This is a genomic window from Bradyrhizobium sp. CCGB20 (genome assembly GCF_024199855.1).
Lineage (GTDB): Bacteria > Pseudomonadota > Alphaproteobacteria > Rhizobiales > Xanthobacteraceae > Bradyrhizobium.
Window position 1 is genome coordinate 819,754 of the sequence record NZ_JANADN010000001.1, and the last position, 25,424, is coordinate 845,177.

Annotated in this window: 22 protein-coding genes; 8 read left to right on the plus strand and 14 right to left on the minus strand. The window is 63.6% G+C overall.

Annotated elements, in window-relative coordinates:
• Window positions 1-17 precede the first annotated feature (17 nt).
• From NLM15_RS03840 to lepA, 3 genes are all read right to left on the minus strand, one after another.
• Window positions 18-1,388: a (Fe-S)-binding protein gene (locus NLM15_RS03840; protein WP_254115355.1), complete on the minus strand. Its 1,371-nt coding sequence runs from the start codon at window positions 1,386-1,388 to the stop codon at window positions 18-20.
• A gap of 240 nt (window positions 1,389-1,628) precedes the next feature.
• Window positions 1,629-2,564, minus strand: a complete 936-nt coding sequence (locus NLM15_RS03845; RefSeq protein ID WP_254115356.1) for an alpha/beta fold hydrolase — start codon at window positions 2,562-2,564, stop codon at window positions 1,629-1,631.
• 694 nt (window positions 2,565-3,258) lie between these two features.
• Entirely contained in the window at window positions 3,259-5,070 is a 1,812-nt protein-coding gene (lepA, locus tag NLM15_RS03850) for a translation elongation factor 4 (RefSeq protein ID WP_254115357.1), read from the minus strand.
• Window positions 5,071-5,184: 114 nt separating this feature from the next.
• Here lepA and NLM15_RS03855 point away from each other — a divergent pair, with 114 nt between their 5' ends.
• Window positions 5,185-6,810, plus strand: a complete 1,626-nt coding sequence (locus NLM15_RS03855) for a glycosyltransferase family 39 protein (RefSeq protein ID WP_254115358.1) — start codon at window positions 5,185-5,187, stop codon at window positions 6,808-6,810.
• A 118-nt stretch (window positions 6,811-6,928) separates the two neighbouring features.
• Here the strand turns inward: NLM15_RS03855 and NLM15_RS03860 are convergent, their stop codons facing one another.
• The 5 genes from NLM15_RS03860 to NLM15_RS03880 all read right to left on the minus strand — a co-directional run bounded on the left by NLM15_RS03860 (window position 6,929) and on the right by NLM15_RS03880 (window position 10,919).
• Window positions 6,929-7,246, minus strand: a complete 318-nt coding sequence (locus NLM15_RS03860; RefSeq protein WP_254115359.1) for an HPr family phosphocarrier protein — start codon at window positions 7,244-7,246, stop codon at window positions 6,929-6,931.
• The gene (locus NLM15_RS03865) at window positions 7,243-7,644 is read right to left on the minus strand and encodes a PTS sugar transporter subunit IIA (RefSeq protein WP_007597752.1); all 402 of its coding nucleotides are present in this window, start codon (window positions 7,642-7,644) and stop codon (window positions 7,243-7,245) included. The genes NLM15_RS03860 and NLM15_RS03865 overlap by 4 nt, the downstream gene beginning before the upstream one ends.
• A 133-nt stretch (window positions 7,645-7,777) precedes the next feature.
• Entirely contained in the window at window positions 7,778-8,302 is a 525-nt protein-coding gene (locus NLM15_RS03870) for an HPr kinase/phosphorylase (protein ID WP_254115360.1), read from the minus strand.
• Window positions 8,299-10,101 (minus strand): sensor histidine kinase, encoded by a 1,803-nt coding sequence (locus NLM15_RS03875; RefSeq protein ID WP_254115361.1) that lies wholly within the window; start codon window positions 10,099-10,101, stop codon window positions 8,299-8,301. The genes NLM15_RS03870 and NLM15_RS03875 overlap by 4 nt, the downstream gene beginning before the upstream one ends.
• A 116-nt stretch (window positions 10,102-10,217) precedes the next feature.
• Window positions 10,218-10,919 carry a response regulator transcription factor gene (locus tag NLM15_RS03880; RefSeq protein WP_008542552.1) on the minus strand — a complete coding sequence of 234 codons (702 nt, stop codon included), beginning with the start codon at window positions 10,917-10,919 and terminating at the stop codon, window positions 10,218-10,220.
• Window positions 10,920-11,160: 241 nt separating this feature from the next.
• Between NLM15_RS03880 and NLM15_RS03885 the strand changes: the two genes are divergently transcribed.
• The 3 genes from NLM15_RS03885 to NLM15_RS03895 all read left to right on the plus strand — a co-directional run bounded on the left by NLM15_RS03885 (window position 11,161) and on the right by NLM15_RS03895 (window position 16,464).
• The gene (locus tag NLM15_RS03885; protein ID WP_254115362.1) at window positions 11,161-11,895 is read left to right on the plus strand and encodes a HugZ family protein; all 735 of its coding nucleotides are present in this window, start codon (window positions 11,161-11,163) and stop codon (window positions 11,893-11,895) included.
• A gap of 79 nt (window positions 11,896-11,974) precedes the next feature.
• A complete protein-coding gene (locus tag NLM15_RS03890) occupies window positions 11,975-14,563 on the plus strand; it encodes a CHAT domain-containing tetratricopeptide repeat protein (RefSeq protein ID WP_254115364.1) in 2,589 nt (862 codons plus the stop codon).
• Window positions 14,564-14,847: 284 nt separating this feature from the next.
• Window positions 14,848-16,464 (plus strand): phosphoenolpyruvate carboxykinase, encoded by a 1,617-nt coding sequence (locus tag NLM15_RS03895; RefSeq protein ID WP_254115366.1) that lies wholly within the window; start codon window positions 14,848-14,850, stop codon window positions 16,462-16,464.
• Between the two features lie 216 nt (window positions 16,465-16,680).
• On the opposite strand, the gene NLM15_RS03900 is transcribed toward NLM15_RS03895, so the two are convergent.
• From NLM15_RS03900 to NLM15_RS03910, 3 genes are all read right to left on the minus strand, one after another.
• Window positions 16,681-17,496 (minus strand): acyl-CoA thioesterase II, encoded by an 816-nt coding sequence (locus NLM15_RS03900; RefSeq protein ID WP_254115368.1) that lies wholly within the window; start codon window positions 17,494-17,496, stop codon window positions 16,681-16,683.
• A 27-nt stretch (window positions 17,497-17,523) separates the two neighbouring features.
• Complete coding sequence (locus NLM15_RS03905; protein ID WP_254115370.1) at window positions 17,524-17,661, minus strand: hypothetical protein; 138 nt, start codon at window positions 17,659-17,661, stop codon at window positions 17,524-17,526.
• Between the two features lie 65 nt (window positions 17,662-17,726).
• Window positions 17,727-20,243, minus strand: a complete 2,517-nt coding sequence (locus NLM15_RS03910; RefSeq protein WP_254115372.1) for a glycogen/starch/alpha-glucan phosphorylase — start codon at window positions 20,241-20,243, stop codon at window positions 17,727-17,729.
• A gap of 204 nt (window positions 20,244-20,447) precedes the next feature.
• Between NLM15_RS03910 and NLM15_RS03915 the strand changes: the two genes are divergently transcribed.
• A complete protein-coding gene (locus NLM15_RS03915) occupies window positions 20,448-20,681 on the plus strand; it encodes a hypothetical protein (RefSeq protein ID WP_254115374.1) in 234 nt (77 codons plus the stop codon).
• A gap of 42 nt (window positions 20,682-20,723) precedes the next feature.
• On the opposite strand, the gene NLM15_RS03920 is transcribed toward NLM15_RS03915, so the two are convergent.
• The 3 genes from NLM15_RS03920 to NLM15_RS03930 form a co-directional block, all read right to left on the minus strand.
• A complete protein-coding gene (locus tag NLM15_RS03920; RefSeq protein WP_254115376.1) occupies window positions 20,724-21,278 on the minus strand; it encodes a PAN domain-containing protein in 555 nt (184 codons plus the stop codon).
• 111 nt (window positions 21,279-21,389) lie between these two features.
• A complete protein-coding gene (locus NLM15_RS03925; protein ID WP_254115377.1) occupies window positions 21,390-22,760 on the minus strand; it encodes a glutamate--cysteine ligase in 1,371 nt (456 codons plus the stop codon).
• Between the two features lie 101 nt (window positions 22,761-22,861).
• Complete coding sequence (locus NLM15_RS03930; protein ID WP_254115379.1) at window positions 22,862-23,356, minus strand: MarR family winged helix-turn-helix transcriptional regulator; 495 nt, start codon at window positions 23,354-23,356, stop codon at window positions 22,862-22,864.
• 126 nt (window positions 23,357-23,482) lie between these two features.
• On the opposite strand from NLM15_RS03930, the gene gstA reads away from it, so the two are divergent.
• From gstA to NLM15_RS03945, 3 genes are all read left to right on the plus strand, one after another.
• Window positions 23,483-24,097: a glutathione transferase GstA gene (gstA, locus tag NLM15_RS03935; protein WP_254115381.1), complete on the plus strand. Its 615-nt coding sequence runs from the start codon at window positions 23,483-23,485 to the stop codon at window positions 24,095-24,097.
• A gap of 110 nt (window positions 24,098-24,207) precedes the next feature.
• The gene (locus tag NLM15_RS03940) at window positions 24,208-24,552 is read left to right on the plus strand and encodes a hypothetical protein (RefSeq protein ID WP_254115383.1); all 345 of its coding nucleotides are present in this window, start codon (window positions 24,208-24,210) and stop codon (window positions 24,550-24,552) included.
• Between the two features lie 201 nt (window positions 24,553-24,753).
• A complete protein-coding gene (locus NLM15_RS03945) occupies window positions 24,754-25,062 on the plus strand; it encodes a hypothetical protein (protein WP_254115385.1) in 309 nt (102 codons plus the stop codon).
• Window positions 25,063-25,424: the final 362 nt, after the last annotated feature.

Sequence of the window (25,424 nt, forward strand, 5' to 3'; positions counted from 1 at the left end):
TAGGTGACGTCAAGCTGTTACGATGGCGCCGCATCCCCTGCGCGCGACTCTGGCCGCGCGCCACCCCTCAGGGGAAGCGGCTGGTCGCCAAGCAACACCTTCACCACCACTTCACGCGCATTGCTGGGGTCAAGCGAGTGCTTTGCGATCAGGTCGCTACAGTCGGCGACAATCTGGTCGGCGTCCTGCATGATCTTGAGCTTCTTGTAGCGATCGTGCCGACGCAGGCCCATGCTTTCGCCAACCACTTCAAGGATATTTATGATACGGAATGGCCAGTCGCGCTCGTGCGCGCACAGCTCGCGATGATCGGAATGATAGACAGCGACCAGTGCATCGACACCTGCATCGCGCGCCGCCTCAAGTTCCATGAGTTGCAATTCGCGCTTGAACTTTGGAAGCGCGCCGACATCCACGCTCTGCAAACCCACCGCTGGCTGGTTCAGATCGACGAGTTCGATACCAGGTACCGTCGTCAAGATTTCAGCGGCGGCTTCCACGACGCCGGCCACGCCGGGATGCTTGTGCAGCGCGACCCGCATTTCGACCCTGCGCTGAAGGTGCGGCTGTAGCTGCGCCAGCCGGTCGCCGAGAAAGCGCATGAACGGGCTCATCTCGAACGGGCGGGACCCGTGCTGTCGCTCCACCGTTGGCAGGATGGTCTCCGTGTACTGGACGTAGCACGACGGGCACCAGGAGATCACCTGCCCCGAGTTGGAGTGCGACAGCCTTTCCATGGTACTCGAGCCCATACGACCGGCCATCTCCGCGTCGCCAGACTTGAGTTGGAGGATGCCGCAACAATGGCTCGGTCCGCCCATCACCTGATAACTGATGCCGAGCGCGTCCATGATATCGAGGGCAAGTAAGGCGATGTGCGGCGTCTTGAGCACATTGCAGCCGGTGTAAAACACGAAATCCGGCGCCTCAACGGGCGTGGCGACCGACGCCGATCCCTGACCCAGTCGTTCGAGCACGTCCGCATCGAGTTGCATGCGCGACAGCACGTTCACTCCACGACTGCCGTCGCGGTACTTCTCGACACCCCGCCGGCGTCGTTCGGCAAGCTCATTGTCCGACTTCGCGATGCCGAGTCGCGCCATGCTCAGCAGGAAACGCGGATTGACGCCATAGGCGCACGCCTTGATGCAAGCCCCGCTCCGCATGCAGGACTGCGCCCATTTGCGCGACGCTTCCGGGCCGTTGCCGGTACGTACCAGTTCGAGAATACCGCCGATGATGTCTTCGGACTTTGTCCCCAAGATGCCGGCCGGCTCGACACTCGGACAAGCCTCGACGCATTTCCCGCATCGCGTACAGGCGTCGAGCATGTCTTCGGCATATTCAGCCAGGGACGTCTCGAATGGGACCTCGTTCAATGGCTGCATGACCAGCTCCCAGGCCTGCTGACGGATCAGCTACGTGCGGCACATGACAGCGCCGGAACCTAACCCACAATTGGCGAGCTGTACACGAGCAGGCCGCAATGGGGATTTGTCGCCTTCAGGTCGATGGCGTCACTATGGCCGCGTGCCGCTCTCTTCCGGTCTACCCCTGTGAACGGAAATCGTCAGACTGTACCGGCATGTCTCACACGGGCCAATTCGGGACTCGCGCACCGCAGCAGTTTAGTGCTTTGCAATGAATTCAAGCACCTTCTCATTGAAGGCTTGGGGGTTCTCAACCTCCATCTGATGAGATGCCGCCGGAATCGTTGCACGTTCGACGCTTGGTAAGCAGTGCTCCAGTCTGTCGTTGATGACACGGAATATCTTAGGACTGCGCTCCCCGTCGAGGAGCAATGTTGGCGCTTTCAGCTTCTGCACATCCTCGCATGTGGTGGGCGGGAAGAGGTCTCGTGAGGAGCTCTCGCCTTTTAGTTCTCGGGCATTGTCCATGACGCGCTTCAGAACGGGAGGCGGGAGTTTCTCGTACGAACCCTCGCCCAACACGCCGTTCACAAATCGACGCACTCCTTCTTCGTCATTCCCCTGCTTGAATGCTTCGCCCGTTGCGATCGATCTCGTGATAGCGGCGGCAAGAAGAGCATCTCCTTCAGGTGTCGTCTTTAGTAACGGCATCATGGGCGGTTCGCCCAGCGTCAGACTGCGAATGACGCCCGGATGATCCCGTGCGACCAGGAACGCAATAAACGCCCCATACGAATGACCAATGAGATGAACCGGGGGTAGATTAATTGCCTTGATGAAGGCAGCCAGGTCTGTAGCATGTATGGTGACAGAAAAATCAGTTGCATCTTTGGGCCATTCATTTGGGTAGTGATACCGGCGACTGTACGAGATTAGTCGATATCCCTTCGACAACGCATCAAGCTGTCCATCCCACGTGCGATAATCCTCCAGTGTGCCGTGCACCAACACCACTGGAGTTCCTTGCCCGAGTTCAATGTAATGCAGTGAAAGGCCATTAATTTGCACCTCTCTTGTTTGCATGTCCGATGAGGAAGCGCCTTTCTGCTGCGCGAATGACGGACTCGCGACGAAGAACATGGCTGCTACCGATACGAGGACGATGTATTTCAGGACGAGCGTGCTCGATTGCATATGACTCTCCTGGTGTTGTGAGACCCGTCTGCTTCGGTTTTGCTTATCGCCGGTTCAACTCCTCAAAAAAGCGCGGTAAGACCAAGTCTTGTCAGCCCTCATATTGCTGACCTTGGTCACGGAAGCTACCAATGTGATGCGTTTCGCCTTTTCCGGCGGCCGCGCCACAGCATGCCGCATCGCAGAGGCAATCATTAGCCCAGCAACGAAATCTCGTCGCTTCATCGATCACTTCATTGGCGATAGCGAACAGTGCTGATGGCGTGCATGGGCGATATCCAGCACCGTATGATTGAAGCGGACAACGCAACGTGAGACAAGAAAGCACTACTGTCGCAGTTGGGTCAGAAGCAGTCTTCGAGGAGCCGCGCTTGGCAGGTCGGTTTACGGGCCAGAAGCCGACGCAAGCCGTCACCGACGTGGCGCATGGATATCGAATTCAGAGGTTGCCAATCGGTCGGCGGTCGAGATGGTGTGTCCTGATGGACGCCTGCTGCACACCCGCTGCCATGACATCATGATGCCCCTGTTTTGCCCGACAGGTCAAATCGATTTCGTAAAATCGGAAAAGCCCAATGCCGACAAGGGCCCGGCTACTGTGCATGGGGTTGTTTTCGCGAATCTTGTTTGTCGGCCCCCGATATGTCGGGCCGGCCCCAATCTAATCAGGCCCGGAGTGGCCTGAGCGTTCGCCTCAGCTATCCACCTTCAGCGCGGCAATAAAAGCTTCCTGCGGGATGTCGACCTTGCCGAACTGCCGCATCTTCTTCTTGCCTTCCTTCTGCTTCTCCAGAAGTTTGCGCTTACGCGTGATGTCGCCGCCGTAGCACTTCGCGGTGACGTCCTTGCGCAGGGCGCGGACGGTCTCGCGTGCGATCACCTTGCCGCCGATCGCCGCCTGGATCGGGATCTGGAACATGTGCGGCGGGATCAGCTCCTTCATCTTCTCGACCATGGCGCGGCCACGCCCCTCGGCGCGGGTGCGGTGGACCAGCATCGAGAGCGCATCGACCGGCTCGGCGTTGACCAGGATCTGCATCTTGACCAGATCAGCCGGCTTGTAGTCGGTGAGATGGTAGTCGAACGAGGCGTAGCCCTTGGAGACCGACTTCAGGCGGTCGTAGAAGTCGAACACGACCTCGTTGAGCGGCAGATCGTACTTCACCATCGCGCGCGAGCCGACGTAAGTGAGCTCCTTCTGCGAGCCGCGGCGGTCCTGGCACAGCTTCAGCACGCTGCCGAGATATTCGTCGGGCGTCATGATCGTCGCCTCGATCCAGGGCTCCTCGATCTCGGCGATCTTGACGACGTCAGGCATGTCGACCGGATTGTGGATCTCGATCTCGGAGCCGTCGTTGAGCTTCATCTTGTAGATGACGCTCGGCGCGGTCGCGATCAGGTTGAGATCGAACTCGCGCGACAGCCGCTCCTGGATGATCTCCAGATGCAACAGGCCGAGGAAGCCGCAGCGGAAACCGAAGCCGAGCGCGGCCGAGGTTTCCATCTCGAAGGAGAAGCTGGCGTCGTTGAGGCGCAGCTTGCCCATGGCGCCGCGCAGCGTTTCGAAGTCGTCGGCATCGACCGGGAACAGGCCGCAGAACACCACGGGGATCGCCGGCTTGAAGCCCGGCAGCATGTCGGTGACAGGCTTCCTGTCGTCGGTGATGGTGTCGCCGACGCGGGTGTCGGCCACTTCCTTGATCGCGGCGGTGATGAAGCCGATCTCGCCGGGGCCGAGCTCGTCGACCTGCTGCATCTTCGGCGTGAAGAAGCCGACGCGCTCGACGTCGTAGGCAGCGCCCGTGCCCATCATGCGGACGCGGCTGCCCTTCTTCATGACGCCGTCGACAACGCGGATCAGCACGACGACGCCGAGATAGACGTCGTACCAGCTGTCGACCAGCAGCGCCTTCAAGGTGGCGTCGCGGTCGCCCTTCGGCGGCGGCAGGCGGGTGACGATGGCTTCCAGCACGTCGGGGACGCCGAGGCCGGTCTTGGCCGAGATCATCACCGCGTCCGAGGCATCGATGCCGATGACGTCCTCGATCTGCTGCTTGATCTTCTCGGGTTCGGCGGCGGGGAGGTCGACCTTGTTCAGGACCGGGACGATCTCGTGATTGTTGTCGAGCGCCTGGTAGACGTTGGCGAGCGTCTGCGCTTCGACACCCTGGCTGGCGTCGACCACCAGCAGGGAACCCTCGCAGGCCGCCAGCGACCGCGAGACTTCGTAGGCGAAGTCGACATGGCCGGGCGTGTCCATCAGGTTGAAGATGTAATCCTTGCCGTCCTTGGCGCGGTAGGCGAGGCGCACCGTCTGCGCCTTGATGGTGATGCCGCGCTCGCGCTCGATGTCCATCGAATCGAGCACCTGCTCCTTGCCCGCCATTTCGCGGTCGGAGAGGCCGCCGGTCATCTGGATCAGACGGTCGGCCAGCGTCGATTTGCCATGGTCGATATGGGCGACAATGGAGAAATTGCGGATGTTGGAAATGGGGGCGGTCGTCATGGGCGCGGGATACCACTCACATCCCCGTGCGGCAACCATATTGCTGTATTTTCAGGGCCTTTGTTCACGCCAAGCTGATTCCAAGCGGGCCCAAAACGCGCTACGCAACGGCCCATGTCGACCACCTCGATGCCATCCGCCAGAGCGCGGGCGAAGACCCGCTTGAGTTATGACCGCTTCCGGGCCTGGCTGGTCGCCTGCGCGACCCGGCCGGAGGCGAGATTGTGGCTGGTGATCCAGTTCGCGATCCTGCATGCGGTGCTCTGGACCTTCATCCTGATCAACCTCAAGGCGGCGCAGGACGTTCACATGGACGTCGCAGAAGCCTATGGCTGGGGGCAGCAATTCCTGTGGGGCTACGGCAAGCACCCGCCGCTGTCGGGCTGGGTCGCCGGCCTGTGGTTCAGGGCGTTCCCGGCGACGGACTGGGCGACCTATGCGCTGGCGATGGCGACGATCGGCGTCGGCATGGTGATCTGCTGGCTGCTCGCGTTGCGCGTGGTGGACGCACGCCGCGCGTTCCTGGTCGTGGTGATGATCGCGCTCTACCCGATCTTCAATTTCAAGGGCTTCAAGTACAACGCGGATCTGCTCCAGCTCGTCACGCTGCCGCTGCTCGTGCTCGCCTATCTCAACGCCTTCGAGAAGCGGAGCTGGCAGTCCGGCGTCTGGTTGGGGCTCGCCGGTGCGCTGGCGCTAATGACCAAATACTGGGTGCTGACCATGATCGGCGCCATCGGCCTTGCCGCGCTGATCCATCCGGAGCGGATGAAATTCCTGCTGTCGCCGGCGCCGTGGGTGGCGATCGCGACGATGGTGGTGGCGATGATCCCGCACATCGTCTGGCTCGCGGACGCGCATTTCGTGCCGCTGACCTATGCCGGCGATACCTACAGCCTCGAGGACGCTGGCCTCGTGCATCAGCTCGTGACCGGCTACATCCTGCATAATGTCGCGCTGCTGGCATTGCCGGTGGCGCTGGCCGCGCTCGCAATGGCGCTGGTGCCGCCATGGTTTACGCTGCTCTTGCGTGCACCGTTACGCATCGTCACGCGCGCCTGGGCGCGCAGCGCCAATCCGGGCGTCAATGTCTCGCAGGCGTTGAACGTCTGGATCGTCCAGATCATCGTCGCGGTCGGCCCGCCGCTCGGTGCGCTGGTCTTCAGCATCTACATGAAGACCGATTGGGGCATCTCGCTGTTCTTCCTGGTGCCGCTGGCGCTGGTCGCGATCCCGGCGTTGCGGGTGCAGAGCGCGACCCTGTTCAACATCGCCGCGATCTGGCTCATGCTCAGCGTCGCCACGCTCATAGCCTCGCCCTGGATCGCCGCGCGCGAGATGGCGGCCAATGCCGGTAACGCAGCGATCTATGGCGCGCGCTCGGAGCTCGCGCGCGAATTGACCCAGGCCTGGCACAGCCGCTTCGCCTCGCGCTGGGCCGTCGTTGCCGGCACGATGGAACAGATCCAGCCGCTGGTGTTCTACAGCCCGGATCATCCGGCCGCACTGATGCCACTCGAAGCCTGGGATTCCGGGCTGACCTCGCGCGATGACGCCAGGAAATACGGCTTCATCGGCGTGTTCGATCCGACCGACGGCCGTTTGCCCGCATTCGAGAAATGGGTGTCCGAGGTCGCGCCGAATGCCGAGCGCATCGTGATGACGACGCGCCGCTTCACCCACGGCAAGGTCGGCCCGGCGATGAGCTGGAACATCTACATCGCGCCGCCGGCGAAGTGAGCGAGATCTCGTAGGGTGGGCAAAGCGAAGCGTGCCCACCACTTCCGTCGTGATTGTCGGGAGATGGTGGGCACGGCGCGTCGCGCCTTTGCCCACCCTACGGCGTCGAGCGTGTGGCTCAGACCCCTTCCTCGTTGAACTTGCTTTCAACGAGTTCCGTGATGGCCGCGAGCGCGGCGTCGGCCTCGGCTCCTGCGGCGGCGACGGTGATGGTCGTGCCGGGACCCGCGGCGAGCATCATCAGGCCCATGATCGAGGTGCCGCCGACCGTCTCGCCGCCGCGCGTCACCCACACCTGCGCGTCGAAGCGCTCGACCGCCTGGACGAATTTCGCGGAGGCGCGGGCGTGCAGGCCGCGCTTGTTGATGATCAGGAGATCCTTGGAGATCGCGCCCGCGGGCACGCCTGTCCCGGCTTGCGGCGCGTCGTCACTCATTTGCCGGCGAGCACGCGGCTGGCGATGGTGACGTATTTGCGGCCCGCTTCCTGGGCCATCGCGATCGCGTCGGGCAACGGACGCTCCTCGCGCACCTTGGCAAGCTTCACCAGCATGGGAAGGTTGATGCCCGCGAGCACTTCGACTTTCGGCCGGCTCATGCAGGATATTGCAAGGTTGGACGGCGTGCCGCCGAACATGTCGGTGAGGATCGCAACGCCGTCGCCGGAATCGACGCGGTTAACCGCCTCGATGATGTCGCTTCGGCAGAGATCGGAATCATCTTCGGCGCCGATCGTGATCGCTTCGATTTGCTTTTGTGGGCCCATGACATGCTCAAGCGCTGCCTTGAATTCGTCGGCAAGGCGCCCGTGGGTCACAAGTACTAGACCAATCATCGGAAAACTCCTCGCGGGCGCTTTTGGTGCACCGCACGAACGCGCCACTTTGACCATCCAGAGCCCCCGCGCAAGAGGGGATGTTGCGTATCTCCCTGAATCTAGACGGATGGATGAGGGGAGCTGCGCCGGTCTATTCGGTCGCGATAGTGGGGTTCATATGGTTACCATTTCCCTTCAAACAATCGCCTGAGGGGTTAACCGAAGATGAACTCTTGGTAGTGGTCAAGGCCGCAACAACCAGCGGGAGGGGCGAATAGCCGCGCCCGACCGGGATTCTCGGTATTTCGACACCGGAAATGCATGTTTTCAGCGATTCTGCCGCAGGCAGGCGTTCCGCGTCGGCGGCGTCCAGATCGACCACGAGGCCGACGGTCGCATGCTCCACGAAGTCGCAGCGGCGGATTCCGAGGCCGCGAATCTCGATCAGGCCGGCCAGGATCCTGCTCGGGCGGACCTCAATTTCATTGCCGACTGTCGCCAGATGGACACGGTCATCGCCGACCAGAACGGCGCTTTCGACGACGCCGGCGCGTCCCGCCATGATCAATTCGAAGGCAAGGCGCGACTTGCCGGAGCCCGAGGGCCCGCGGATCAGCACCGCCAGACTGCCGACCTTGACTGCGGAGGCGTGAACGCTGGGGCCACCGTCGCTCATAGCGCCGGCAGCCTCACCACGAAGTGCGCGCCGGTCACCGTAGGCGCTCCGTCCTCATCCGCCGGGCCCGGGCGGTTCTCGGCCCAGATGCGTCCACCATGGGCGTCGACGATCTGCTTGGAGATCGACAGGCCGAGGCCGGAGTTCTGGCCAAAGCCCTGGTGCGGACGGTCGGTGTAGAAGCGCTCGAAGATGCGCTCCAGCGCGTCGTCGCGGATGCCGGGGCCGTCGTCGTCGACCACGATCTCGATCTCGGAGCGCACCCGGCGGCAGGTGAGGCGCACCTTGCTGCCGGCCTCCGAGAACGATTGCGCGTTGGAGAGCAGGTTGGAAACCACCTGCCCGAGCCGCGAATCATGGCCGGTCACGGCGAAATTGTCGGTCGGGCCGCGGCCCTCGAAGCGGGTTTCGACCGCGACGTCATGGCCGAGCTTGGTTTCATTGGCGACGGATGCGAGCGTCGTCAGCAGGCGGCGCAGGTCGACCGGAACCGCATCCTGGCGCTGCAATTCGGCGTCGAGGCGGCTGGCATCGGAGATGTCGGAGATGAGGCGGTCGAGCCGCTTGACGTCATGCTCGATCACCTCGAGCAGGCGTGCGCGGCTGGTCTCGTTGCGCGCCAGCGGCAGCGTCTCGACCGCGGAGCGCAGCGAGGTCAGCGGGTTCTTCAGCTCATGCGCGACATCGGCGGCGAACATCTCGATCGCCTCGATGCGGCTGTAGAGCGCGCTGGTCATGTCGCGCAGCGCGCCGGAGAGGTGACCGATCTCGTCGCGGCGTCGGGTGAAGTCGGGGATCTCGATGCGGGCCTTGATGCGGCGGCGGACGCGCTCGGCGCTGTCGGCGAGCCGGCGCACCGGACCTGCGATCGTGCTGGCGAGCAGCAGCGACAGCATGATCATGACCGCGGCTGCGACGCCGCCGACCTTCAGGATGGCGAGGCGCTCGGCGGTGACCATCTGATCGATGTCGTCGCCCTGGGTCGACAGCATCAGGGCGCCGTGGATGGCGCGCGAGCGCAGCACGGGGACCGCGACCGAGACGATCACCTCGCCGCGCGAATTGACCCGCACCATCGAACGCTTCTGGCCCTGGAGCGCGTCGCTCACTTCCGCATAGCCATTGCCGTTTTCGCGCCCGAGCTCGCGATACAGCGGCAAGTCACCGCGGTTGATCCAGAGGCGCACCGAGGTCAGGCCGCGCTCGATCACGCCAGGATTCTGCGATGGCGGCGGCAACGGGAAGATCAGCACGTTCTCGAGGTCGCGGCTGTCGAGCAGCACCGTCCCGTTGGGATCGAAGATCCGCGCGCGGGTCTTGGTCGGCGAGATCAGCGTACGCAGCACGGGCGCGACGCGCTCCGGGCTGATCGGGAAATTCAGCGCCGAGTAATCGTCGGATTCGCCATAGCTGTCGCCCAGCTTCAGATCGAGCAGCCGGTCGGGATCGACGGTGATCGCGTTGGTCTGCACGGTCGCCGACGCGCCGATCGCACCGGCGATGATCTCGGCCTGCACGAGCAGGCTCTGCGCACGCGCGTCGATCAGGCCGGCGCGAAACTGCGAGAGGTAGAGAATGCTCGCGACCAGCGCGACGAGGCCGGCGAGGTTGAGCGAGACGATGCGGCGGGTCAGGCTCGAGAAGGAGAGCGCGAAGAAATACTGGCCGGCGCGCGTCAGCCAGGACAGCGGCCGCCAGCCCTGCGCGGCCGGCCTGTCGTCGACGACGTGCTCCGGAACGCCGTCGGACGCGATGGCCCCGGCGTTCTGGTTCTCGTCAGGCTGCGTTCGGTCCAGCAATGCTTACGCCCGCGTTAGGACATCTCGTGCGAAGGGTCCCCGCATCCTAGAGCCATCCCGGTCCCGATGGAATCAGAACCGCCGATGTTCTCAGTCTTCGTGAAGGCGCGTGAGCCTCAGGCTTCCTTGAAGCGGTAGCCGACGCCGTAGAGCGTCTCGATCATCTCGAACTCGTTGTCGACCACCTTGAACTTCTTGCGCAGCCGCTTGATGTGGCTGTCGATGGTGCGGTCGTCGACATAGACCTGATCGTCATAGGCGGCGTCCATCAGCGCGTTGCGGCTCTTCACCACGCCGGGCCGGGTCGCCAGCGCCTGGAGGATCAGGAATTCGGTGACGGTCAGCGTCACCGGCTCGTTCTTCCAGGTGCAGGTGTGCCGTTCGGGATCCATGCGCAGCAGGCCGCGGTCGAGTGCCTTGGCGTCGTTCTCCTTCGGCGCAACGGTCGGGTCCTTCGGCGCCGAGCGGCGCAGCACGGCCTTGACACGCTCCACCAGCAGGCGCTGCGAGAACGGTTTGCGGATGAAGTCGTCGGCGCCCATCTTGAGGCCGAACAGCTCGTCGATCTCTTCGTCCTTGGAGGTCAGGAAGATCACCGGCAGGTCCGACTTTTGCCGCAGCCGGCGCAACGTCTCCATGCCGTCCATGCGCGGCATCTTGATGTCGAGGATGGCAAGATCGGGCTGGGTGGTGCGGAAACCGTCAAGCGCGGAGGCGCCGTCGGTGTAAGTCATGATGCGGTAGCCTTCGGCTTCCAGCGCGATCGAGACGGATGTGAGAATGTTGCGGTCGTCGTCGACCAAAGCGATTGTGGGCATGAGCCTCTGCTTTCTGCTTTCCGTTTGGGTCGTGGCTTGAAACGGCGAGCAATCCACTGATGCGCCGCATACATGGGTGCCGAAGTTGGCGTTCGAACCTTGTCACCGAGCAATGCAAGCTGGGCTGAAGTGTGACCAAGTTCCACGAAACGCGGCAGATTCGCCGCGTTTCGACCCATAACCTGACCCCCGTTTACCCGAAATAAGACCCCCCTTGCAACCACCTGACCCGAGAAAGCCGATGCAACCGACCCCCGATTTCGACCCCGGAAAGCTCGCCAAATCGTTGCTCAGGCGCTCGCGCCAGGGGGCGCTGGCGACGCTGATGGCCGGCAGCGGTGACCCCTATTGTTCCCTGGTCAACCTGGCGAGCCACCCCGACGGCTCGCCGATCCTGCTGATCTCGGGACTGGCGGTGCACACCAGCAACATCCTGGCAGATAACCGCGTCTCCCTGATGCTGGACGAACGCGCGGCCGGCGATCCGCTGGAGGGCGCCCGGATCATGCTGTCTGGCCGGGCGGAACAGGCCAATTCCGACAAGGATCTGCTCCAGCGGCGGTATCTCAATGCCCATCCGTCGGCCGAAGCCTTTGTTTCGTTTAAGGATTTCTCGTTCTTCAGAATCCAGCCCACGGCAACCCATCTGGTCGCAGGCTTCGGCCGCATCGTCGATCTCAAGCCCGGGCAGTTCCTCACGGACCTCACCGGCGCCGAGGATCTGCTGGCGGCGGAGGAGGGGGCGGTCGCTCACATGAATGCCGACCACCGCGACGCCATGGGCCTCTATGCAACAAAACTCCTCGGCGCCGCGGCGGGCGACTGGCGCTGCACCGGCTGCGACCCCGAAGGCCTCGACATGCAGGATGGCCAGACCGCGCTGCGGCTGGACTTCCCGGAACGCGTGACCGATGGCACGACGCTGCGCAAGATGCTGGTCCGCCTCGCTGGCGAAGCGCGCATGAAGGTGGACTAGTGCGCAACCATTTGAACGCTGCCCCCCCATCGTTGCGACCCAAGACCGTAATGGTTCGAAGCCGGCAGCGAGAGGGTTCATGACACGCCGTCGTTTGACGCTGGTTGCGGGTTTGGCGCTCGCGATCACCGCATCGCTTGCCAGCCCCGGCCTTGCCCAGAAAAACCTCGCCGCGGAGAGCGCGCGGATCAACGCGCTCATCAGCGCCGGAAAGTACGCGGACGCGCTTCCGCTCGCGCAGGCGATGGTCGCGGGTCTGGAGAATGACAATGGTCGCGAGCTTGCAGCCGCGCTGAACAATCTCGGCCAGGTCCATGCCGGTCAGGGCCGGGACGATCTGGCTGAGCCGCTCTACAAGCGCTCCATCATGCTGATGGAGAGATCGCTCGGTCTCGAAGCCCCGCTGACCGGAGCCGTACTGACCAATCTCGCCGCGCTCTACCAGCGGCAGAGCCGTTATGCCGAGGCCGAGCCGCTGTTCAGGCGCGCGCTCGCCGTTCGCGAGAAGGCGCTGTCGCGCGAGCATCCCGATATCGGTCAGTCCCTCAACAATCTCGGCACGCTCTATGCAAAGCAGCAGCGCTATGCGGACGCCGAGCCGCTGTTTCAGCGGGCGCTCGCGATCTATCAGAAGGTGGGCGGCCCCGAGCACCCGGCGGTCGCGACGCTCCTGAACAATCTCGGCCAGGTCTATCGCGACCTCAACCGCGATGCGGATGCCGAGGCGCCGATCAAGCGCTCGCTCGCGATCCGCGAAAAGGTGCTGGGAGCGGATCATCCCGACGTCGCGCGCTCGCTGAACAATCTCGCCGGTCTGTACGAGCATCAGAAGCGCTATGCCGATGCCGAGCCGCTCTATCGCCGTGCGCTGTCGATCCGCGAACGTGCGCTCGGTCCCGATCATCCCGATGTGGCGACCTCGACCAGCAATCTCGCTTATTTCCTCTACGTATCCGGGCGCACCGCGGACGCATGGCCGCTCGCGGAAAGGACGCTTCGGGGCGATCGCGCGCAGTTGCGCGTGGTGTTGCCGGTGTTGTTCGCCGCGCGGCAGCAATCGCTCCTGGCCGACGACAGGGCGGTGGACGAGGCGCTCGCCGCGATCCAGCGCGGCACGCAATCCTCCGCCGCATCCGCCGTGAACAAGCTGGCCGTGCGCCTTGCCGCCGGCAGCGACCGGCTCGCCGAGCTGGTGCGCCGGGACCAGGATCTTGCCGCCGAGTCCGAGACACTCGACAAGGCGATCGTCTCCGCGGTGTCGAAGCAATCGGCCCAGCGCAACGTCGCGGCCGAGCAGCGCAGCCGCGTGCGGATCGCCGCGATTGCGAACGAGCGCACCGGCTTGCAGAAGACGCTCGCGGTCGAGTTTCCCGACTACGCGTCGCTCTCCAATCCCCTGCCGCTGGCGGTGAAGGACATCAAGTCACTGCTGTCGCCCGACGAAGCGATGGTGCTCTACTCCGTGGTCGACAAGCAGAGCTATGTCGTCGCGATCACGCGCGAGGGCGTCGACTGGAAGGAGATTCCGCTCGGCGCGGACGCGCTGGCGCAGAAGGTGACTGCCTTCCGCAAGGGGCTCGATGTCGGCAAGGCGCGCGATGCCTCCGGCAAATCAGGATTGTTCGATCTCGCGCTCGCCAACGAACTTCATGTCGCGTTGCTCGGCCCGGTCGAAGCGCTGACGAAGGACAAGCGCAACCTGCTGGTGGTACCGTCGGCTGCGCTGACGGCATTGCCGTTTCATCTGCTCGTCACGGAGACGCCGCAAGCTGCGATCCCGGACACGCTCGAAGGCTATCGCAGCGCCGCTTGGCTGTTGCGGCGTCAGGCGGTGTCGGTGCTGCCCTCGGTGGTGAGCCTGAAATCGTTGCGTGCCTTCGCGCGTCGGGATCAAGGCGTGAAGCCGATGACCGGCTTTGGCGATCCCGTGTTCAATCCTGCCCTGGAAGGGCCGGCCGATCGTCGCGCTGCAAGCGGCAAGGTCGCCACACGCAACATCGCAACCATCGCCTATAGCGATTTCTGGCGCGGTGCCGGCGTCGATCGCGCGCGGCTTGCACAGGCGCTGCCGCAACTGCCGGATACCGCGGACGAGTTGAACGCCGTGGCAAAGGATGTCGGCGCGACCGAGGCCGACATCCATCTCGGCCGCGACGCCAGCGAAACGACGCTGAAGCGTGCAGCGCTTGCTCAATACAGCATCATCTACTTTGCCACCCACGGTCTCGTCGCCGGCGACGTCAAGGGATTGGGCGAGCCCTCGCTGGCCCTCTCCATTCCCGACCAGCCGACGGAGCTGGATGACGGCTTGCTCACGGCGAGCGAAGTCGCTCAGCTCAAGCTCAACGCGGATTGGGTAGTGCTGTCGGCCTGCAACACCATCGCCGGCGACAAGCCCGGTGCCGAGGCTCTGTCCGGGCTGGCACGCTCGTTCTTCTACGCGGGTGCCCGTGCGCTGCTGGTCTCGCATTGGGCCGTGGATTCGGAGGCTGCCACCCGCTTGACCACGTCGACTTTCGAGCTGCTCAAAAACGAACCAAAAATCGGGCGTGCCGAAGCTTTGCGCCGCGCGATGTTAACGTATGTTGACGACACCTCGTCACCGCGCAACGCCTACCCTGCGATGTGGGGGCCGTTCGCGCTGATCGGCGAAGGAGAGGTACGATAAGCCGCCCGGGAGATTGTGCGTCGCAATAACCTTGGGAAACGCCGAATTGCGCATTTGGTTGCGCGACCATTTGTAATTTTTTGATGCGCCCGCTCAGAGCTGACATGCGCGACGTTTGGCGCGGTCCTTGAATAAACCAAATCCTGCGGGATCGGCTTGGCAACGCCAGCGTTCACCATTATTACGTCGTCCAACCGAGGCCGGACGGCCTGTAATTCACGGTGACTGCGATGGCGCCAAAGCTTGGTCGCGCTGAGTGTCGCGGGTTCTAGGAGGATTTTTTCGTGCAAGAGACGGGCGTGCGCAACGGTGCCTTCGGCGCCGATAAATTCGGCTTAAAGAATCTCAAACAGGTTCACTGGAACCTCGGCGCGCCGCAACTCTATCAATATTCGCTCTCCGCGGGCGAGGCAGTGCTGTCCGCCGACGGTTCGCTTTGCGCCGACACCGGTGAGTTCACCGGCCGCAGCCCGAAGGACAAGTTCACGGTGCGTGATGCCACCACCGACAAGAAGATGTGGTGGGCGGGCAACCAGTCGATCACCGCCGAGCAGTTCGAGACGCTCTACCAGGACTTCCTCAAGCACGCTGAAGGCAAGTCGCTGTTCGCGCAGGACCTCTATGGCGGTGCCGATCCGGCCTACCGGATCAAGACCCGCGTCTTCACCGAGCTCGCCTGGCACTCGCTGTTCATCCGCACGCTGCTGATCCGTCCCGAGGCGGTCGAGCTCTCGAGCTTCACGCCCGAGCTCACCATCATCGACATGCCGAGCTTCCGCGCCGATCCCAAACGCCACGGCTGCAAGTCGGAGAACGTCGTCGCGATCGATTTCGCCCGCAAGATCGTCCTGATCGGCGGGTCTTATTATGCCGGCGAGATGAAGAAGTCGGTCTTCACCACGCTGAACTACTATCTGCCCGAGCGCGGCGTGATGCCGATGCACTGCTCGGCCAATGTCGGCGCCAACGGCGACACCGCGATCTTCTTCGGGCTATCAGGCACCGGCAAGACCACGCTGTCGGCCGATCCGAACCGCACGTTGATCGGTGACGACGAGCATGGCTGGGGCCCGAACGGCGTCTTCAATTTCGAAGGCGGCTGCTATGCCAAGTGCATCAAGCTGTCCCAGGAAGCCGAGCCCGAGATCTACGCGGCCTCGACGCGCTTCGGCGCGGTGCTCGAGAACTGCGTGCTCGACGAGGACACCCGCATCGTCGATTTCGACGACGGCTCCAAGACCGAGAACACGCGCTCTGCGTACCCGCTCGACTTCATCCCGAACGCCTCGCGCACCGGTCGCGCGCCGCAGCCGAAGAACGTGGTGATGCTCGCCGCCGACGCCTTCGGCGTGCTGCCGCCGATCGCGAAACTCTCGCCGGCGCAGGCGATGTATCACTTCCTGTCCGGCTACACCGCCAAGGTCGCGGGCACCGAGCGCGGTCTCGGCAACGAGCCGCAGCCGGAATTCTCCACCTGCTTCGGTTCGCCCTTCCTGCCGCTCGACCCCAGCGTCTACGGCAACATGCTGCGTGACCTCATCGCCCAGCACAATGTCGACTGCTGGCTGGTCAACACCGGCTGGACCGGCGGCAAGTACGGCACGGGCTCGCGCATGCCGATCAAGGTGACGCGCGCGCTGCTCACCGCCGCGCTCGACGGCTCGCTCCGCAACGTCGAATTCCGCACCGACAAATATTTCGGCTTCGCGGTCCCGACCGCGCTGCCGGGCGTGCCGGCCGAGATCCTCAACCCGGTCAACACCTGGAAGGACAAGGACGAGTTCGACAAGACCGCCCGCGCGCTGGTCGGCATGTTCCAGAAGAACTTCGCCAAGTTCGAGGCCCAGGTCGATGCCGAGGTGCGTGCGGCTGCGCCGGACGTGAAGCTCGCGGCGGAGTAAGGTCGCATCGGTTGAGAATGCAAGAGGGCGGCCGAGAGGCCGCCCCTTTTGTTTCTTCCTTCTCCCCTTGTGGGAGAAGGTGGCGCGAAGCGCCGGATGAGGGGTTGTGTCCGCGCATTCAACCGCAAGAGAAGCGCTCGCGGAGAGAGACCCCTCACCCGGCTCGTCGCTTCGCGACGAGCCACCCTCTCCCACAAGGGGAGAGGGGAAGAGCAGCTACGCCTTGAAGTACGCGATCTGCGTGGTCGTCGCGAGCAGCCTTCCGTTCGGCGACCACAGCTCGCCGTTCTGGTCGGCGTAGCTCTTGTGCATGATCTTCGAATCGGCCGTCGCCAGCACGCGGGTGATGTCTTCGGCCGCGAGCTCTTCGCTGTCGGTGTGGAAGTAGGTGGTCAGCGACACCGTGCCGAACGGCACCAGTTCGCGCCTGGCGTGGAAGATGCGGCCGAAGAACGCGTCCGACATCGACATCAGCGACAACATGTCGAGCTTGCGCGGCGTGCGGTCGCTGATCCAGATTTTCGAATAGGTGCTGGCGAGTTCGGCTTGCGGCGGACCAATCCGCATCTCGCCCTCGACGAAACGGAATTCATACTGGTTGGCCCAGGATGCCGCGATCTTCGGGAACGGCAGCGTCTGTTCGAACGGCTTCGCGTCAGGGGCCTTGGCCACCCTGTGCTCCCAGGAGGGTCGGCGCTCGGCGAACACGGCGGTGGCAAGCGTTGCGACCTCGCCGCCGCCCTGCGACAGTTCGACGCTCCAATGCTGGCTGGAGCGATTGGCCTTCACCAGCCGCACGTCCAGGTCGAACGGCCCCTTCGCGATCGGCGCGCAATAATTGACGGTCAGCGCCAGCGGATCGCCTGCGCGTTGCGGATGGTCGATCAGGGCGCGCAGAATGGTCGCGGCCGTGGCGCCGCCGAACGGACCGACAAAGGCCCAGTAGTCGTCGCTGGTGTGCCCCTGCCAGCTAGAGTCACCGGCGCTGATGCGCGTGGCGTCGTCGAACGGATGCGGAAGCTTGGCGTGCATTGTTGGTCCTCGATGTCGACCCCGTCGTCATTGCGAGCGCAGCGAAGCAATCCAGACTGTCTCCGCGGATGAGATTCTGGATTGCTTCGCTGCGCTCGCAATGACGGTGTTTGAGGTTGCGGCGTCGGTATTACTGACGCCGCCCTTGGGGATGATGACAGTCATATCATCATCCCCCTTGCGAGATGCAATGACCTCGCAGATAGGCGCCGATTTCATGCTGCGGAAAATCAGCCCGCGACGTCGCGCAGACCCGGCAGCAGCGGCGTGGTCGGATTGACCGGCACGTTCCAGATTTCCTCGGCGTATTCGCGGATGGTGCGGTCCGAGGAGAACCAGGCCATGCGCGCGACATTGAGGATGGAGGCGCGCGTCCAGGCCGGCGCCACCTGCCAACGTGCGTCGACGCTTCGCTGCGCTTCGTAATAGGAATCGAAATCGGCGCTGACCATGTAATGGTCGAGATAGCGCAGCGCGTGCGCGATGGATTCGAAGCGGCCGGGATCGCCGGGCGAGAACTCGCCGGTGCCGATCGCATTGATGGCGCGCTGGAGCTTTGGCGAATTGCGGATCACGTCGGAGGCATCCAGCCCCTGCTTGCGGCGGATCATCACGTCGCCGGCCTCCATGCCGAAGATCGCGATATTCTCCGCGCCGACATGGTCGCGGATCTCGATGTTGGCGCCGTCGAGCGTGCCGATGGTGAGGGCACCGTTCAGTGACAGCTTCATGTTGCCGGTGCCGGAGGCCTCCATGCCGGCGGTCGAGATCTGCTCGGACAGGTCGGCCGCGGGAATGATCACCTCCGCAAGGCTGACATTGTAGTCGGGCAGGAAGACGACCTTCAGCTTGCCGCCGATCGCGGGATCGTTGTTGACGACCTCCGCGACGTCGTTGATCAGCTTGATGATCAGCTTGGCGTATTTGTAACTCGCGGCGGCCTTGCCGGCGAAGACTTTCACCCGCGGCACCCAGTTGCCGTTGGGATCATCCTTCATCCCCTGATACAGCGCCACCGTCTCGATGACGTTGAGCAGCTGGCGCTTGTATTCGTGGATGCGCTTGATCTGCACGTCGAACAGCGCGCTCGGATCGACCTTGATGCCGAGCCGCTCGCCGATCAGGCGCGCAAGCGCGGTCTTGTTGTGCAGCTTGACGCTGCGGAATTTCTTCTGGAGTTCGACGTCGCTGGCGCGGGCCTCGATCAGGCTGAGCTGGGTCGGATCGTCCAGCACGGCATCGCCACAGGTCTCGCGCAGCAGGTCAGTCAGCTTCGGGTTCGCCAGCATCAGCCAGCGGCGGAAGGTGATGCCGTTGGTCTTATTGGTGATGCGCCCGGGATAGAGATGGTTGAGATCGTGAAACACGGTCTCGCGCATCAGGTCCGAATGCATCGCCGAGACGCCGTTGATGCGGTGCGAGCCGACGAAGGCGAGCTGGCCCATGCGGACGCGGCGTCCGCTCTTCTCGTCGATCAGCGAGACCGAGGCGCGGAAATCGATGTCGCCGGGGGCGCGCGCTTCGGCGAGCGCGAGATGCTGGACGTTGATGCGGTAGATGATCTCGAGATGCCGCGGCAGCAGCCGTTCGAACAACTCGACCGGCCAGGTCTCCAGCGCTTCAGGCAGCAGCGTGTGGTTGGTGTAGGAGAGCGTGGCGACCGTGATCTTCCAGGCCTCGTCCCAGCGGAAATTATGCAGGTCGACGAGGATGCGCATCAGCTCGGTGACCGCGAGGCTCGGATGGGTGTCGTTGAGCTGCACCGCGACCTTCATCGCAAGGCTGCGAAGCTGCCCGTCTGAGGTGAGGTGGCGATTGACGAGATCCTGGAGCGAGGCCGAGACGAAGAAATATTCCTGGCGCAGGCGCAGCTCGCGGCCCGCCGGGCTCTCGTCGTTCGGATAAAGGAATTTGCAGATGGCTTCCGCGCGCGACTGCTCGGCGCTGGCGCTGACGTAGTCGCCCTTGTTGAAGGCGTCGAGCTTCAATGGATCGGGCGAGCGCGCCGACCACAGGCGCAGCGCGTTGACGTGCTGGCCGCGCCAGCCGACGATCGGCGTGTCATAGGCGATCGCCTGAACCGTCTCGCCCGGATGCCAGATCGCGCGGTCGCGGCCCTTGTCGTCGACATGCTCGACGCCGCCGCCGAAGTGGATGTGATAGATCACCTCCGGCCGCTGCAATTCCCAGGGGTTGCCGAAGCTCAGCCATTCGTCCGGATATTCCTGCTGCCAGCCCTGATTGATGATCTGGCGGAACAGGCCGTAATCGTAGCGGATGCCGTAGCCGATCGCGGGGATCGAGAGCGTGGCCATGCTCTCCATGAAGCAGGCGGCGAGCCGCCCCAGGCCGCCATTGCCGAGCGCCGCATCCGGCTCGCATTTGCGCAGCTCCGGCAGCGACACGCCGAGATCGCCGAGCGCGACCTCGAAGATCTTGAGCAGGCCCATATTGTTGAGCGCGTCGGTGAAGAGGCGGCCGATCAGGAATTCGAGCGAGAGATAATAGACGCGCTTGCGCCCCGCATCGTAGCTGTGTTTCTCGGCCGTGAGCCAGCGATGCACGATGCGGTCGCGCAGCGCCAGCGCCGCGGCCTGATACCAGTCGTGCTTGGTCGCCATGCCCGCATCCTTGCCGATGGCAAGGCGCAGCTTCGCCAGGATCGCGCCCTTGACATCAGCCAGCGCGAGTTCGTCGACGGGCTGGTCGGAGGCGGGAGAACTTGGCTGGAACGATTGATCTTGCAAGGCCGTCACTTCCTGGTCGCGAGAACACCACTCACCCTACGCGTCTTGCCTTTGTACCGGAACCATCGCTGGCGCGGCCGTGCACTGCGCTGGCGTAATTTTATGCAAGGAACGGGCCGATTTGGGAACCCGGGAGCATACGGAGAGATGAGGATTGGTGCTAGATTGGGGGCAGATTCAGCCATCAGTGTGGAGGAAACGTCCATGAGACTGCTGATCGAAATCGCCGCCGCAGCCTTCCTCGTCGTCTGCATCACCGCCTCCAGCGCCGCCTTTGCCGCCGGCAAGACGGGCCGCAGCGCCGACGGCCTGAGCTGCGGCTTCAGCCTTCCGCAAGATGCCTCCCCGGCCGCGCGCTGCGCCGCCATCAAGCGCCAGTGCGGCGGCAAGTTCTACGCGAATGCGTGCGGCAACAGGCTGGTGTCGGCGGCGAGTTGAGGCGCGGGCCGCTGGATTGGCTGCGCGCGAAAGTGCGACGCGTTATCTGACCACGCCCGACGTGAAGCCCGCCTTGCGGCGCGGCGGCTTGATTTCCTTCTTCAGAAAGCAGCGCGCTTCACGCCCCGTGTAGCCGGGACGGGCATAGGTGAAGGCGCGGCACTTGTTGTCGGCGGTGCAGGCTGCCTTGCAGGCTTCCTCGCCTTCGCCGTCCTTGATCTCGAAGTTGCGCAAGTCGCCGCCGGGGCGGTCGATCGACGTTTCCACGCCCTCGATCCGCGGCTCGATCACGCCGGCGCCACGTACGCCGGAGATGCAGCAGCTGCCCGGCACACGCGGCGGCACCGTATTCTTGAGCCAGCACACCGCCGAGCCGCCTTCGACGTCGGGATAGTTAAAGCTCCAGGAGCGGCAGCGGCGGTCGCGCTCGCAGAGCAGCGCGCAATCCGCGGGGTCGCCTGACGTAACCGGCGAGTTGAAATAGTCGCCGCCGGGCCGGTCGAACGCCGTTTGGGCGCGCGCAGGCCAGCTCGCAAGCAGGAGCGAAAGCAGCGTGACGCATGCCACGACGGCCCCAGGCAGGCGGCCCTTCCCCATTCGAACAGCTTTCGAGTTATTGACGGCGCTCAGGTTTTTCAGCCGGTCATTTGATCGCCGCAAACCTGTACGGGCGATGAACGGCTCAGGTCCTGATCGTCGGCCTCCGGTCTAGAACGCGTATTCCGCGTAGGCCGGTTCCACCGAGCCGTTCCAGGCACCGTTGAACTTCTCCAGCATCTCCTCGGCCGGCGTCCGGCCGGAATCGATGATGCGATCGAGCGGCTCCAGGTGCCGGGTCTCGTCGCGGCCGAGCTGGTCGATCCGGCCGCGTCGGCGCAGGCCGGCATGGGCCAGAACGAGGCATTCCTTGGCGATTTCGAACAGATATCGGTCCTTGATCCGCGACTTGAAGCCGAAGCGCGGCACGTCGTCGCGCAGGGCCTGACGCTCATGCGCGGTCCAGTGCTTCACCAGGTCCCAGGCGGCGTCGAGCGACACATCGTCGTAGAGCAGCCCGGCCCAGAACGCCGATAGCGCAGGCAGACGGCCCCAGGGGCCACCGTCGGACCCGCGCATCTCGAGATAGCGCTTGAGGCGCACTTCCGGGAAGATCGTGGAAAGATGGTTGGCCCAGTCCGACAGCGTCGGACGTTCGCCGGGCAAATTGTTGTTGCGGCCCTCGAAGAAGGCACGGAACGAGGAGCCCGACACGTCGATATAGTCGTCCCCGCGCTTGACGAAATACATGGGCACGTCGAGCGCGTAATCGACATAGCGTTCGAAGCCCATGCCGTCCTCGAACGCCCACGGCATCATGCCCGCGCGTGCATTGTCGGTGTCGCGCCAGATCTCGGAGCGGAAGGACAGGAAGCCGTTCGGCTTGCCCTCCGTGAACGGCGAATTGGCAAACAGCGCGGTCGCGACCGGCTGGAGCGCGAGCGAGACGCGCAGCTTCTTGACCATGTCGGCTTCGGAGGAGAAGTCGAGATTGGTCTGCACCGTGCAGGTCCGGTACATCATGTCGAGGCCGTACTGGCCGACCTTCGGCATGTAATTGGTCATGATCTTGTAGCGGCCCTTGGGCATCACGGGGATGTCGGCGCGCGACCAGGACGGCGTCATGCCGAGCCCGAGGAAGCCGATGCCGAGCGGGGTCGCGATCTCGCGCACCTGCGCCAGATGCGCCATCAGCTCGCTCTGGGTCTGGTGCACGTTCTCGACGGGCGCGCCGGAGAGCTCGAACTGTCCACCAGGCTCGAGCGAGATCGCGCCGCCGCCGGTGACGTCGTAGAGACCGATGATGTTGCCCTTCTCCATGATCGGCTCCCAGCCGAGCAGGAGCTTCATGCCTTCGAGCAGCGCGCCGATGCCCCGCGCGCCCTCGTAAGGCACCGGACGGTGGCCTTCGAGCGTGAACGGCGTCTTCTCGTGCTCGGTGCCCATCCGCCACTCGGACGGCGGCTTGCAGCCGGCCTCGAACCACGCGACGAGTTCGTCGCGCGATTGCAGCGGCGTCATATCGATCTGGTCTCGCGCCATATCAAACTCTAATCAAAAGGGCGCTTCGATCGAAGGCGCGCGGGTGGCAGGGATGGTCCGCGAACCCAAGGGGTGCACGGACGAGCTGGGGTGCCGTGCGATCATCGCGACGGCGTGGTTTCGTTGACGTGGGCGGGCGGCAGCTTCATCTCGCCGCACGAGCAGCCGAGACGATCGAGCAGGCCGCTGAGCTTGACGGCATCCGCATCGGACAGTTTCGAGCCGACATATTTTTCGATCGCGGCCGAATAGGCGCCCCACATCCGCTTCTGCAACTCGCGGCCGGCTTCCGTGATCTCCACGAACTGGCCGCGCTTGTCGATCTGGCATTCGCGCCGGGAGGCGAGCCCCTCGTCGACCAGGCGATCGATCAGGCGCGACGTGGAGTATTGCGGGATCAGCATCTGCCGCTCGAGTTCCACCGGCCGCAGCTCACCCGAGGGAGCTCGCGACAATTCGAGCAGCGCGTCGTACCATGCCAGCGGCGGGAACCCCGCCTTCTTCAGGTCCTGCTCGACACAATCGAGCACGCGGCTTTGCACCCGCATCAGGCGGATCCAGGCTGAAGTCGCCTCGGTCGATGGTTTGCGTTTCATGGTCCCGCTCAAGCTCGTCGCCCGTCTCTTACCCCACTCGATGCACCTGCATCAATCTTGACTATTACATGCAGGTGCATGTAGGCGTTCTTTCGCCCGAACCAAGCACCAAGAGGAGGAAATTCCATGAAGCTCTATTACTCGCCCGGCGCCTGCTCCCTGTCCCCCCACATCGCGCTCCTGGAAGCCGGCCTGCCCTATGAGCTGGTCAAGGTCGATATCCGGGCCAAGAAGCTCGAAAATGGTGAGGATTATCTGAAGCTGAACCCCAAGGGCCAAGTCCCCGCGCTGGGCCTCGATAGCGGTGAGATCGTGACCGAAGGTCCGGTCATTGTCCAGATGATCGCCGATCAGGCTTCGGCCAAGGCGCTGGCCCCTGTCCACGGCAGCTCCGAGCGCTACAAGCTGCTGGAGTGGCTGAACTTCCTCACCTCGGAGGTGCACAAGAGTTTTGGCCCGCTGTTCGCGCCGGCGCTGAACGACGAGGCCAAGGCGTTCTTCAAGGACCGCGTCATGGGCAAGCTGACATACATCGACAGCCAGCTCGCCGGCCGCGACTACCTCATGGGCAAGCAGTTCACGGTGGCCGACGGTTATCTCTTCACGATGCTGACCTGGGGTGACCGAATGAAGTTCGACCTCTCGGCCATGCCGAACCTGATCGCCTACAAGGCTCGCGTCGCGGCGCGGCCGCAGGTGCAGGAAGCGCTGAAGAAGGAAGGCCTCGCGCAGGCGAAGTAAGCGCCCGCGGAATGGAAGAGGAAAAAGGCCGGATCGATGATCCGGCCTTTTTTGAACCCCTTGTTTGGTGACGGCGTCGAAGCGGAATACCTCCACGAGACAGCCGCCCCATGAACTTGATCGTTCTCATGACCGCCGCCGGCGCACCGCTCGCGATGCTTGGCTTGTCGACGCCCGATGTGCCGCAGCGCAATTGCATCTTCATGATCCATCCGCAGATCACCTCGGCCGTGTTCGAGAGCAAGGAAGGAAAGATCGTTTTTCCGGACAGGCCGACCGAATATCCCTGCAGCTACGCGAAGAAGAAGGGCGGAGCGGATATCGCCTTCACCAATCAGAACGGCTGGCGCTTCGAGCTGCGCATCGGCCGCGGCGACGAGGGGACCTGGAAGGCCAGTCTTGCCGATGATGCGGTCGCGGGCCGCGCGTTCTCGCCCTTCGGGGACCGCAAATAAGCAGGCGGGGTCGCCGAGCCGGCTCTTTTCTTGCTGCCGGGCGGCACGCGGGCGAACCCATTTCGCCGGATCATCGTACCTTAATTAGACTTATGAACTACTGTTCGCCAAATGTAAGTAGTGCTGTCTTGTCAGTTCCCGCAAAGCGCGCGAGCTTGGCGGAATTGTAGCGAATTATTTGTAGTTTCATCGGAGTCGAACTTGACGATTGCCTTCGTCCTGATCGCCGCAAGTGCGTTGGTAGGAATAGCGACAGGTTACTTTTTCAGGATCTGGGCGCTGGTATTGATCGCGCCGTCAATCGCAGTGGTCTCGGCGATCATTCTTCGCGTTTACGAATTCGGCATGATGGCCGGTGTGACCGTCATTGCCACCTGCCTTGCCGTCTGCCAGCTCGCCTATCTCGCGGCAGCTTATAAGCTGCACGCGCGCGACGCCTCATCCCATGACGAGATCGACGGCGATCCAGGCGAGGCAAGCGAGCAGAACATCCGCCGCCAGCACAAGTAAGGCCAGAGCTGCCCAAAGCACCGGCCCCTTGCGGCGCCGGCGTGCCGGCTTTTGTTGCGGGAAGAGGCGGCCAATTGGGGACGCAACAGCATATTTCGCGGTAAGATCGCGGCCAAGCGCGGTCTTCCGCAGCACCAAAGAGTTCATCAAGGACACTTTCTTATTTTGTCTGCAACTCGCCGCTTGTCGGCGAGTGCCCCAACCCGGCTTCATGACCCTGACCCGCAGCAAGACTAGTGCCAGGGCCGAGCAAAAGAACGGCGCCGCTTTGACGCGCTTATGACAATTGCGCGACACCGCAGCAGCGGGGACTTCGGCACGGTTCCTACGCGATTTCTGTGACCGGTTCCACAACCCGGAAC

Coding starts and splice junctions, on each gene's coding strand:
- NLM15_RS03840 (WP_254115355.1), bottom strand. CDS start 1,388: ATGCAGCCATTGAACGAGGTCCCATTCGAGACGTCCCTGGCTGAATAT.
- NLM15_RS03845 (WP_254115356.1), bottom strand. CDS start 2,564: ATGCAATCGAGCACGCTCGTCCTGAAATACATCGTCCTCGTATCGGTA.
- lepA (WP_254115357.1), bottom strand. CDS start 5,070: ATGACGACCGCCCCCATTTCCAACATCCGCAATTTCTCCATTGTCGCC.
- NLM15_RS03855 (WP_254115358.1), top strand. CDS start 5,185: ATGTCGACCACCTCGATGCCATCCGCCAGAGCGCGGGCGAAGACCCGC.
- NLM15_RS03860 (WP_254115359.1), bottom strand. CDS start 7,246: ATGAGTGACGACGCGCCGCAAGCCGGGACAGGCGTGCCCGCGGGCGCG.
- NLM15_RS03865 (WP_007597752.1), bottom strand. CDS start 7,644: ATGATTGGTCTAGTACTTGTGACCCACGGGCGCCTTGCCGACGAATTC.
- NLM15_RS03870 (WP_254115360.1), bottom strand. CDS start 8,302: ATGAGCGACGGTGGCCCCAGCGTTCACGCCTCCGCAGTCAAGGTCGGC.
- NLM15_RS03880 (WP_008542552.1), bottom strand. CDS start 10,919: ATGCCCACAATCGCTTTGGTCGACGACGACCGCAACATTCTCACATCC.
- NLM15_RS03885 (WP_254115362.1), top strand. CDS start 11,161: ATGCAACCGACCCCCGATTTCGACCCCGGAAAGCTCGCCAAATCGTTG.
- NLM15_RS03890 (WP_254115364.1), top strand. CDS start 11,975: ATGACACGCCGTCGTTTGACGCTGGTTGCGGGTTTGGCGCTCGCGATC.
- NLM15_RS03900 (WP_254115368.1), bottom strand. CDS start 17,496: ATGCACGCCAAGCTTCCGCATCCGTTCGACGACGCCACGCGCATCAGC.
- NLM15_RS03905 (WP_254115370.1), bottom strand. CDS start 17,661: ATGACTGTCATCATCCCCAAGGGCGGCGTCAGTAATACCGACGCCGCA.
- NLM15_RS03915 (WP_254115374.1), top strand. CDS start 20,448: ATGAGACTGCTGATCGAAATCGCCGCCGCAGCCTTCCTCGTCGTCTGC.
- NLM15_RS03920 (WP_254115376.1), bottom strand. CDS start 21,278: ATGGGGAAGGGCCGCCTGCCTGGGGCCGTCGTGGCATGCGTCACGCTG.
- NLM15_RS03925 (WP_254115377.1), bottom strand. CDS start 22,760: ATGGCGCGAGACCAGATCGATATGACGCCGCTGCAATCGCGCGACGAA.
- NLM15_RS03930 (WP_254115379.1), bottom strand. CDS start 23,356: ATGAAACGCAAACCATCGACCGAGGCGACTTCAGCCTGGATCCGCCTG.
- gstA (WP_254115381.1), top strand. CDS start 23,483: ATGAAGCTCTATTACTCGCCCGGCGCCTGCTCCCTGTCCCCCCACATC.
- NLM15_RS03940 (WP_254115383.1), top strand. CDS start 24,208: ATGAACTTGATCGTTCTCATGACCGCCGCCGGCGCACCGCTCGCGATG.